Below are 10,293 nucleotides of genomic sequence, written 5' to 3'. Positions count from 1 at the left end.
AGACCAGATTACCACTGGTTAAACAATCCGACCCTGCAAGCAAAATCGTCATGTTGTATGGTGGACTCAGCAGGATTCGAACCTGCGACCGCTCGGTTCGTAGCCGAGTACTCTATCCAGCTGAGCTATGAGTCCAATTCTTGCCGCGCATTATAGTTCGCTTTACCGTTTTTACAAGTTCTTTTTCGTTTAAAATCAACGACTTAGCAATCTTGTCCAGCTGAAGCGCCCTACGCAAATAATGGCGGTGAAGGGGGGATTCGAACCCCCGATACCCTTATGAGGTATACTCCCTTAGCAGGGGAGCGCCTTCGGCCACTCGGCCACCTCACCGCAACACGAGGCGAATATTAAACAGCCTCCTCCTCGTTTGCAACCCTTTTTTTGAAAAAAACTTCAAAAGAATTAAAGGCTTGGCTCCTCATCCTTCTCTTTCTTGATTCGCAGGTAGATTTCCTCGCGGTGAACGGCCACTTCCTTAGGGGCGCTGACGCCAATACGCACCTGGTTGCCTTTGACACCCAGGACCGTAACGGTGATCTCACCGTCACCAATGATCAGGCTCTCGGCGCACCGACGAGTCAGAATCAACATAGCTTTCTCCTTACGCAGTTCAATCAGGGATAACAGTCTGTGGTAGCCGGGCCGTGCACTAGGGACGAAGGCAGGGCCCGTGTGGCTGCCATAGTGAGTAGGACAGGACTCTCCATGGCATCCAGAAACGCGAAGGGCGCGGCAAGCCGCGCCCTTCCCCAGGCAGCGCCTTACTCGCCCTGACGGGCAGGGGCGTCCAGCTCGAATGCGGTGTGCAGAGCACGCACCGCCAGCTCCAGGTACTTCTCTTCGATGACCACCGAGACCTTGATCTCGGAGGTGGAGATCATCTGGATGTTGATGCTCTCCTTGGCCAGCGCTTCGAACATGCGGCTGGCAACACCGGCGTGCGAGCGCATGCCAACACCAACGATGGACACCTTGGCGATCTTGGTGTCGCCGATCACTTCACGGGCACCGATCTCACGAGCGGTGTTCTCCAGTACCTTGAGCGCCGCTTCGTATTCGTTGCGGTGCACAGTGAAGGTGAAGTCGGTGGTGTTATCGTGCGCGACGTTCTGCACGATCATGTCCACTTCGATGTTCGAAGCGCTGATCGGGCCGAGGATCTTGAAAGCAACGCCCGGGGTATCCGGTACGCCACGAATGGTCAGCTTGGCCTCATCACGGTTGAAGGCGATACCGGAAATGATCGGCTGTTCCATGGATTCCTCTTCATCAATGGTAATGAGGGTACCTGGACCCTCCTTGAAGCTGTGCAGCACGCGCAGCGGGACGTTGTACTTGCCGGCGAACTCCACCGAACGAATCTGCAGCACCTTGGAACCGAGGCTGGCCATTTCCAGCATCTCTTCGAAGGTGATCTTCTCCAGGCGACGTGCCTGGGGCACCACACGCGGGTCGGTGGTGTAGACGCCGTCGACATCGGTGTAGATCTGGCATTCGTCGGCCTTGAGCGCCGCGGCCAGGGCAACACCGGTGGTGTCCGAGCCGCCACGGCCCAGGGTGGTAATGCTGCCGTGCTCGTCGACACCTTGGAAACCAGCAACCACCACCACGCGACCTGCCTTGAGGTCGGCACGGATCTTCTGGTCGTCGATCTGCAGGATGCGCGCCTTGTTGTGCGCGCTGTCGGTAAGGATGCGCACCTGGTTGCCGGTGTAGGACACCGCATCCACGCCACGCTTGATCAAGGCCATGGCCAGCAGGGCAATAGTCACCTGCTCGCCGGTCGAAACGATCACATCCAGTTCACGCGGAACCGGCTTGTCGCTGATCTGCTTGGCCAGGTCCAGCAGGCGGTTGGTTTCCCCGCTCATGGCCGACAGCACAACCACCAGGTCATCGCCCGCGTCACGGAATTTCTTGACCTTGTCGGCAACCTGCTCGATTCGTTCGATGGAACCGACAGAGGTGCCGCCAAATTTCTGTACGATCAACGCCATTTCAAAGCTGCCTCTGCCCACGATGGGCACCCAATAATCAATCCAACATGAAGCGGCCCGCTACTAGACAGCGGGCCGCTTCATCTCAAAGCCCCTGTTCGGCGAACGGCACAGCCAGGGCCAGGGCATTGTCCAGCGCAGCGACGTCAACGCCGCCACCCTGGGCCATGTCCGGACGACCACCGCCTTTGCCGCCTACCGCTGCAGCGGCCTGCTTCATCAGATCGCCGGCCTTGAGTTGGCCGGAGAGGTCTTTGGTCACGCCAGCCACCAGCACGACCTTGCCCTCATGCTCGCTGCCCAGCAGGATCACTGCGTGGCCGAGCTTGTTCTTCAGCTGATCGACCAGGGCCAGCAAGGCCTTGCCGTCCTGACCATCCAGGCGTGCGGCAAGAACCTTGGCGCCCTTGACCTCAACAGCCGCGTTGGAGAGATCGTCCCCGGCGGCGCTGGCGGCCTTGGCCTGCAGCTGCTCGAGCTGCTTCTCCAGCTGACGGTTGCGCTCCAGCACAGCCGACAGCTTGTCGATCAGATTGTCACGGTTGCCCTTGACCAGTTGCGCGGCTTCCTTGACCTGTTCTTCAGCAGCGTTCAGGTAAGCCAGTGCCGCAGCACCGGTGATCGCCTCGATACGACGCACACCGGAGGCCACGCCACCTTCGCTGATGATCTTGAACACGCTGATATCGCCAGTGCGCTTGGCATGGATGCCGCCGCACAGCTCCACCGAGAAATCGCCGCCCATGCTCAACACACGCACGGTGTCGCCATACTTCTCGCCGAACAGCGCCATGGCGCCCTTGCGCTTGGCGGTTTCGATATCGGTCAGTTCGGTCAACACCTCGGTGTTCTTGCGCACTTCGCGGTTGACGATGTCTTCCAGAGCCTTGATCTGCTCTGGCTTGAGCGCCTCGAAGTGGCTGAAGTCAAAGCGCAGGCGCTGGCTGTCGACCAACGAGCCCTTCTGCTGGACGTGCTCACCCAGCACCTGACGCAGCGCTTCGTGCAGCAGGTGAGTGGCCGAATGGTTCAGCGAGGTGGCGTGTTGCACCTCGGCGTCGACCTTGGCTTCAACCGGCGAGCCGATGACCAGAGCACCGCTGGCGACCACGCCATGGTGCAGGAATGCCCCACCGGTCTTGGTAGTGTCTTGCACGTCGAAGCGCACGGCACCGGACTGCAGGTAGCCAGAGTCACCGACCTGGCCACCGGATTCGGCGTAGAACGGCGTGCGATCCAGGACGACCACGCCCTGCTCGCCTTCGCCCAGCTGGTCGACCGCCTGGCCATCCTTGTATAGGGCAATGACCTTGCCCTGGCCTTCGGTGGCGTCGTAGCCGAGAAACTCGGTGGCGGTGTCGACCTTGACCAGGCTGTTGTAGTCCATGCCGAAGGCGCTGGCGGAGCGGGCACGCTCACGCTGGGCGTCCATCTCACGTTCGAAGCCAGCCTCGTCGATGCTCAGCTCGCGCTCCCGGGCGATGTCAGCGGTCAGGTCCATCGGGAAGCCGTAAGTGTCGTACAGCTTGAACACCACGTCGCCTGGGACGACAGTGCCCTGCAGCTGCGACAGGTCTTGCTCGAGGATACGCAGGCCCTGCTCGAGGGTCTTGGCGAACTGCTCTTCTTCAGCCTTGAGCACGCGCTCGATATGCGCCTGCTGGCTGGTCAGCTCAGGGAAAGCTTCGCCCATCTCGGCCGCCAGTGCCGCAACGATCTGGTAGAAGAAGCTGCCCTTGGCACCCAGCTTGTTGCCGTGACGGCAAGCACGGCGAATGATCCGGCGCAGCACGTAGCCACGGCCTTCATTGGACGGCAGCACGCCGTCGGCGATCAGGAAGCCGCACGAGCGAATATGGTCGGCGACGACCTTCAGCGAAGCCTGGCCGTCGTTGCTGCAACCGATGGCCTTGGCCGCAGCTGCCAGCAGGTTCTGGAACAGGTCGATCTCGTAGTTCGAGTGCACGTGCTGCATGACCGCACTGATCCGCTCCAGGCCCATCCCGGTGTCGACCGACGGCGCTGGCAGCGGATGCAGGACGCCATCGGCGGTGCGATTGAACTGCATGAAGACGTTGTTCCAGATCTCGATGTAGCGGTCGCCGTCTTCTTCTGGCGAACCGGGTGGGCCGCCCCAGATGTCGGCGCCGTGATCGTAGAAGATCTCGGTGCATGGGCCGCACGGGCCGGTGTCGCCCATGGTCCAGAAGTTGTCGGAGGCGTAGGGCGCGCCTTTGTTGTCGCCAATGCGCACCATGCGCTCGGCTGGCACGCCGACTTCCTTGGTCCAGATGTCGTAGGCTTCATCGTCACTGGCGTAGACGGTGACCCAGAGCTTTTCCTTGGGCAGGTTCAGCCACTTGTCGGAGGTCAGGAAGGTCCATGCGAAGGTGATCGCGTCGCGCTTGAAATAGTCGCCGAAGCTGAAGTTGCCCAGCATTTCGAAGAAGGTGTGGTGACGCGCGGTGTAGCCGACGTTTTCCAGGTCGTTGTGCTTGCCGCCGGCGCGTACGCACTTCTGGCTGCTGACAGCGCGGGTGTAGGCGCGCTTTTCCTGGCCGAGGAAGCAGTCTTTGAACTGGTTCATACCGGCGTTGGTAAACAGCAGGGTCGGGTCATTGCCCGGAATCAGGGAGCTGGAGGCGACTCGGGTATGCCCCTGCTCCTCGAAGAAGCGGAGGAAGGCTTCACGGATTTCTGCGCTTTTCATAGGTTCTTCCACGGAAACGGCGGCCGTTAAGGCAAACGCGTCGAAACGACGGCAAAGGGCCGCATTATATCGGTCCTGCAATCTCGGTGCAGTGTGTTTATGCGATGGAGACCGTCGATTGGACGGAATTTCAGCTCAACGCGGGCAAAAACATGACCGGGATGCTAAGGCGAGCGTTTGGCCGGTGGCAAGCCAATTACCGCTCAGGGGAAGGGAAAATGGAATAGGTGGTGAATTAAAAGGTTTTCATCGGTGTTTGGATCCAAGGATTTGCTTGGGTGCAGTGACAGAACGGGAGGCGAATCGCTAACCGCTATCGCGGGGCAAGCCCGCTCCCACGCTGTTTCTTTCTCTCGTTCTCTCGCTGTCACGCCAACATGCACGCTCAACCCAGCAGCTGTTCAGAAGTCGGCACGATCAGGATGCCGGCGCGCAAGCCGTTACGCACTTTAGGGTTGGGGAAGATGATCCGCGCGCCCTCCTCCTCGACCACCCAGCGCATCTCGGCCAGGTCTTCGGCCAACAGATAGCCTTTGGCCAACTCGGAGAAGTTTTCGATATCCGTCGGCAGATGCAAGTTGAAAGAGTCGCTGTGCTTGATAATCTCACGCGCCACGCTGAACAGCTGCAAGCCATCGAGCGTCTCATCGGTCGGCGGTTCGTTGCCTTCGATGATCTGCCGCAGGCGAGTCTCGAGCCGGTCGAGATTGACTTGCTGGTTGTGTCGCAATGGCCGCGCCTTGCCCAACTCCAGGGTGAAGGCCTCAGCATCCAGCTGCTCATAGGTAAAGGCACTGAAAGTGATCGAAGGCTTGCTCTGTAGCAGTACCGCTTGCATGCCCGCCGCTGCCAAGCGCGCCAGCTCCCGGCGCGAATGCTTGCGCCCTTCCTTGTACGGATACAGCGCGAACTGCTCGATCTTCGAGCCGCGGATGGCAGTATGCAGGTCGTAATGCAGGCGGGTGCGCTCAGGCTTGCTGAAGAACACCCGGGCGAACTGCTCCAGCTCAGCAGCGCGCAACGCTTCGAAACCACTGGAAAGCTCGTGACGGCCATTGAACAGGCGGTTGATATCCTGCTCGATGAAACGCTCGCCCTTGCGGATCGCAGGCGGGTTGCCGAACAGGAATAGCACTCGCGCGCGCGGTCTGATCTCGCCATTGGCCACACCGTGCAGCAGCCTTTCGAGCAGCTCGATCGGGGCAGTCTCGTTGCCATGAATGCCGGCTGACAACAGCAGGTCGAGGCCGCAATCCTCACCTTCAGGCGGGCGCACTTCCAACGCACCCTCGCCCAGCCAGCGCAAACGCACGCCCCGGGTGGTCACTTGGGTCTTCTCGGCCGGTTCGTGATCGGTCAGGGTCAGCTCAAGCAATTTGCCGAGGGCGAGCATAGGCGTTTCCTTAGTGGTGGTGACCGCAGTCAGGACCGTGGACGTGGTCGTCATCGTCGCCGACTTCTGCCGACTCCATTTCCAGCTCCAGGCTGACCAGGTTGGTGGCCATCGGGCGCAGCAGCAGGTTGGCGTACTCGGTGTCGTCTTCGGCGACATCGACGCCGATCAGCAGCTGGCCGCGGCCGTCCTGCTGGATCCACACTTCTTTACCTTGCCAGACCACGGCAAACCGCGTGCAGGAGGTTTCCAGCTGGGTGCCGTCTTCATCTTCAAGGATCAGGTGCAGGGCGTCGGACATTACAATTCTCTCTTCAAGGTTGGCGTTGGAACGGATAGACCGAGCCCAACATGAGGATCTGGGTCAATTCATCCAGGGCCGTACGGCACTCGACCAGCAGTTGCGGGTCGGCAAGGTCGGTCTCGCTCATGCGATCGCGGTAATGCTTGTCGACCCACTGGACCAAGGTGTCGTACAGCGACGGCGACATGATAACGCCTGGATTGACCGCTGCCAGTTCCGATTCCTTCAAGGCCACGCGCAAGCGCAGGCAAGCCGGGCCACCGCCGTTTTGCATGCTCTGCTTGAGGTCGAATACCTTGACCTCCTTGACCGGGCCGCCATTGCGGGTCAGCTGGCCAAGAAAACTCCAGACCCGCTCGTTGTTACGGCACTCCTCCGGCACCACCAACAGCATCGAGCCATCTTCGTGCGAGAGCAGCTGGCTGTTGAACAGGTAGGAGCGCACCGCGTCCTCTACCGCTACCGCCGCCCGAGGCACCCGGATGGCCTGGAAGTTGGCGCCCTTGCTGGCCAGTTTAGCTTGCAGTTGCGCAAGTACCGCATCGGTCTCGAGGAAGGCGTCTTCGTGGTAGAACAGCACCTCGCCGTTGCCCACCGAGATTACGTCGTTGTGGAACACGCCCTGGTCGATCACTGCCGGGTTCTGTTGAGCGTAGACCACCCCGTCGTCGCTGAGCCCATGCAGCCGAGCCACGGCCTGCGAGGCCTCGAGGGTTTGCCGGGCCGGGTACTTTTGCGGCGCCGGGAAGCGGCTGTCAAAGGCACTGCGGCCATAGACAAAGAACTCGACCCCTGGCTCGCCATAGCTGCGACAGAAGCGCGTGTGGTTGGCCGCACCTTCGTCGCCGAACTGCGCCACCGCAGGCAGCGCCTGGTGATGAGCGAACACCTGCTCATCGGTAAACATGGCTGCCAATACTCGACTAGTGGTCGGATGCTCGATGCTGCGGTGGTACTTGCAGTTGAGGTTGGCAGCGGTGAAATGCACGCGACCATCGGCGGTATCGGCGCTCGGGCTGACCGTGGCGGCATTGGCCACCCACATGCTCGACGCCGAGCAACTGGCGACCAGCAGCGGCATGGCCTCTTTCGCGGCGCGGTTGATCACCTCGGCATCGCTGCCAGAGAAGCCCAGCCGACGCAGGGCGGCGACATCCGGCCGCTCCTGCGGGGCCAGTACGCCTTGCTTGAAGCCCAGGTCGCTCAACGCCTTCATCTTGGCCAGGCCCTGGCGCGCCGCTTCACGCGGGTTGGAGCACTGCTGGCTATTGCTCTGCGAGGCCACGTTGCCGTAAGACAGACCGCCGTAGTTGTGGGTCGGCCCCACCAGGCCATCAAAATTCACTTCGTAGGATTTCATCGGCTAGGCTCCGAGACCGTTTGTTATAGGGTGACGCCCGGCGTCAAAGTCGCCGGCAGGGCGAGGCTGGCGGTCTCCAGCGAAGCCACCGGATAGGCACAGTAGTCGGCCGCGTAATAGGCACTGGCGCGGTGGTTGCCGCTGGCACCCACACCGCCGAACGGCGCACTGCTGGCCGCCCCCGTCAGCTGTTTGTTCCAGTTGACGATGCCGGCACGGCTGCGCAGCCAGAAGTACTGGTAGCGCGCACGCGAGTCTGACAACAGGCCTGCCGCCAGGCCGTACTGGGTAGCATTGGCTTCATCGATGGCGGCGTCGAAATCGCTGTAGCGGATCACTTGCAGCAACGGCCCGAAGAATTCCTCGTCCGGACGCTCAGCCACAGCGGTGACATCGAGGATGCCCGGGGTCAACAGCGCGGCGTCAGGCTGCGGCTGGGTCATTTCCAACAGCGCTACAGCGCCATTGCCGAGCAACGCGTGTTGCGCATCCAGCAATGCCCGGGCGGCCTGCAAGGAAATCACCGAGCCCATGAACGGTGCCGGCTGCTGATCGAACGGGCCAACGCTGATCGTGCGACTCACCTCGACCAGGCGCGCCAGCAGCGCGTCACCCCATGCACCTTGCGGCACCAGCAAGCGGCGGGCGCAGGTGCAGCGTTGCCCCGCAGAAATGAAGGCCGACTGAATGATGGTGTACACCGCAGCGTCCAGGTCCTTGACCTCATCGACCAGCAGCGGATTATTGCCGCCCATTTCCAGAGCAAGGATCTTGTCCGGGCGCCCTGCGAACTGTTGGTGCAGCAGATTGCCGGTACGGCTGGAGCCGGTGAAGAACAGGCCATCGATACCTGGATTGGCGGCCAGGGCGACACCCGTCTGGCGAGCGCCCTGCAGCAGGTTGAGAACACCCGCAGGCAAGCCGGCGGCAATCCAGCATTTGACTGTCAACTCGGCGACCTTGGGGGTCAGCTCACTTGGCTTGAACACCACGCAGTTCCCCGCCAACAGCGCCGGCACAATGTGACCATTAGGCAGGTGGCCGGGGAAGTTATACGGGCCAAACACCGCCACCACGCCATGCGGCTTGTGCCGCAACACCGCCGTAGCGTCCGCCAGCGGACCACTCTTTTCGCCGGTGCGCTCGCGATAGCTCTGCACCGAGATCGCCACTTTGTTGACCATGCTGGTCACTTCGGTGGCCGACTCCCACAAAGGCTTGCCGGTTTCTTCACCGATGCAACGCGCAAGCTCGTCGGCATTGGCCTTGAGCTGATCGGCAAACGCCTCGAGCACGGCAATACGCGCATCCAGGCTCAGTTGCGCCCAGGCCGGGAAGGCCTGCCGCGCGGCTGTCACCGCCGCCTGGACTTGAGCGGCAGTGGCGCCCTGACCTTGCCAAACGACTGCCTGAGTGACCGGATTGAGCGATTGCAGTGGCTCGCCCTGCCCCGCTTGCCAGTGTCCCGCGATGAAATGAGTCGTCATTACTGAGCCTCCCGCGCGGCCGACAGCGGCACCGCCCGCACATGATCGCCCGCGCCCAAGCGCAGGCGCTTGGCGGTCTGCGGATCGACCACCAAGGTGCCCGCCGCCAGGCGAGCGGGCGCGGCGGTGATGCGGCAGTCTTCGCGCTTGCGGTTGTGAATCAGATAAGGCGTAGCGTCGTCGCCTGGCGTACCCACCGCCAACACCAGGTTCTGGCTCTCGCGCACGGCACGGATCTTGGCGGTCTCGCACTCGATCGCCGGGCCTGCGTCGAAGATGTCGACATAGCCTTGATAGTTGAAGCCTTCGCGCTCGAGCATGGCCAGTGCAGGCTCGGTGTCGGTATGCACCCGGCCAATGACCTCGCGCGCCGCTTCAGACAGGAAGCAGGTATACAACGGGAACTTGGGCATCAGTTCGGCGATGAACGACTTGTTGCCCACGCCAGTGAGATAGTCCGCCTGGCTGAACTCCATCTTGAAGAAATGCCGCCCCAGGCATTCCCAGAACGGCGAGCGACCGGCCGCGTCGGAGATACCGCGCATTTCAGCGATCACCTTCTTGCCGAACAGCTCGGGGAACTCAGCAATGAACAGCATCCGCGCCTTGGACAACAGGCGGCCATTGAGGCCATTGCGATAGTCGCTACGCAAGAACAGCGAGCACAGCTCGGAATTGCCGGTCAGGTCGTTGGCCAAAAACAGCGTGGGGATTTCACGATAGATGTTCAGCTCCTGCGAGGCGCTGACCGTCAGCCCGACACGGTAGTTGTACCAAGGCTCACGCAAGCCGACCGCACCGGCGATGGCACTGATACCCACGACCAGGCCTTCGTCGTTCTCCAGCACGAACAGGTAATCGGTGTCACCGCGCCCGGCTTCGCCGTTAAAGCTCTTCTCGGCCCAGCGCACCCGCTGGCCAAGGCGCTCCTCGTTGGCCGGCAAGGTGGTGAGCCCGGTCGTGCCGGTGCTGCGGGCCAATTCGATCAGCGCGGGTAAATCGCTGCTGCGTACAGGACGAACGATCATGCTATCTCCTT

8 protein-coding genes and 2 tRNA genes are annotated in these 10,293 nt (G+C 61.5%); all 10 read right to left on the bottom strand.

Annotated elements, in window-relative coordinates:
* Positions 1–58 precede the first annotated feature (58 nt).
* Positions 59–135: transfer RNA gene (locus tag ACI2JX_RS09365), tRNA-Arg, on the bottom strand.
* A 107-nt stretch (positions 136–242) separates the two neighbouring features.
* Positions 243–333: transfer RNA gene (locus ACI2JX_RS09360), tRNA-Ser, on the bottom strand.
* A gap of 72 nt (positions 334–405) precedes the next feature.
* On the bottom strand, positions 406–594 hold the full coding sequence (gene csrA / locus ACI2JX_RS09355; protein WP_003254503.1) for a carbon storage regulator CsrA: 189 nt from the start codon (positions 592–594) through the stop codon (positions 406–408).
* 170 nt (positions 595–764) lie between these two features.
* Positions 765–2,000 (bottom strand): aspartate kinase, encoded by a 1,236-nt coding sequence (locus ACI2JX_RS09350; protein ID WP_186557431.1) that lies wholly within the window; start codon positions 1,998–2,000, stop codon positions 765–767.
* 85 nt (positions 2,001–2,085) lie between these two features.
* Positions 2,086–4,710: an alanine--tRNA ligase gene (gene alaS, locus ACI2JX_RS09345; RefSeq protein ID WP_368972907.1), complete on the bottom strand. Its 2,625-nt coding sequence runs from the start codon at positions 4,708–4,710 to the stop codon at positions 2,086–2,088.
* Between the two features lie 385 nt (positions 4,711–5,095).
* Positions 5,096–6,103, bottom strand: a complete 1,008-nt coding sequence (gene astE / locus ACI2JX_RS09340) for a succinylglutamate desuccinylase (protein ID WP_264235096.1) — start codon at positions 6,101–6,103, stop codon at positions 5,096–5,098.
* Positions 6,104–6,113: 10 nt separating this feature from the next.
* Positions 6,114–6,404 (bottom strand): topoisomerase II, encoded by a 291-nt coding sequence (locus ACI2JX_RS09335; protein WP_264235097.1) that lies wholly within the window; start codon positions 6,402–6,404, stop codon positions 6,114–6,116.
* Between the two features lie 13 nt (positions 6,405–6,417).
* Positions 6,418–7,767: an N-succinylarginine dihydrolase gene (gene astB / locus ACI2JX_RS09330; protein WP_404689950.1), complete on the bottom strand. Its 1,350-nt coding sequence runs from the start codon at positions 7,765–7,767 to the stop codon at positions 6,418–6,420.
* A gap of 23 nt (positions 7,768–7,790) precedes the next feature.
* Positions 7,791–9,254, bottom strand: coding sequence for a succinylglutamate-semialdehyde dehydrogenase (astD, locus tag ACI2JX_RS09325; protein WP_404689949.1), 1,464 nt, complete (start codon positions 9,252–9,254; stop codon positions 7,791–7,793).
* Positions 9,254–10,282, bottom strand: a complete 1,029-nt coding sequence (astA, locus tag ACI2JX_RS09320; RefSeq protein ID WP_186557425.1) for an arginine N-succinyltransferase — start codon at positions 10,280–10,282, stop codon at positions 9,254–9,256. Before astA ends, astD begins: the two co-directional genes overlap by 1 nt.
* Between the last annotated feature and the right edge of the window lie 11 nt (positions 10,283–10,293).

Source organism: Pseudomonas sp. NPDC088890 (assembly GCF_044900155.1).
Classification (GTDB): Bacteria; Pseudomonadota; Gammaproteobacteria; order Pseudomonadales; family Pseudomonadaceae; genus Aquipseudomonas; species Aquipseudomonas urmiensis.
This window is presented reverse-complemented; position numbering and strand designations above follow the sequence as displayed.

Excerpts from the sequence above, each read along its gene's own strand:
- astD (WP_404689949.1), bottom strand. The coding sequence starts at position 9,254 with ATGACGACTCATTTCATCGCGGGACACTGGCAAGCGGGGCAGGGCGAG.
- ACI2JX_RS09335 (WP_264235097.1), bottom strand. The coding sequence starts at position 6,404 with ATGTCCGACGCCCTGCACCTGATCCTTGAAGATGAAGACGGCACCCAG.
- astB (WP_404689950.1), bottom strand. The coding sequence starts at position 7,767 with ATGAAATCCTACGAAGTGAATTTTGATGGCCTGGTGGGGCCGACCCAC.
- astE (WP_264235096.1), bottom strand. The coding sequence starts at position 6,103 with ATGCTCGCCCTCGGCAAATTGCTTGAGCTGACCCTGACCGATCACGAA.
- ACI2JX_RS09350 (WP_186557431.1), bottom strand. The coding sequence starts at position 2,000 with ATGGCGTTGATCGTACAGAAATTTGGCGGCACCTCTGTCGGTTCCATC.
- alaS (WP_368972907.1), bottom strand. The coding sequence starts at position 4,710 with ATGAAAAGCGCAGAAATCCGTGAAGCCTTCCTCCGCTTCTTCGAGGAG.
- csrA (WP_003254503.1), bottom strand. The coding sequence starts at position 594 with ATGTTGATTCTGACTCGTCGGTGCGCCGAGAGCCTGATCATTGGTGAC.
- astA (WP_186557425.1), bottom strand. The coding sequence starts at position 10,282 with ATGATCGTTCGTCCTGTACGCAGCAGCGATTTACCCGCGCTGATCGAA.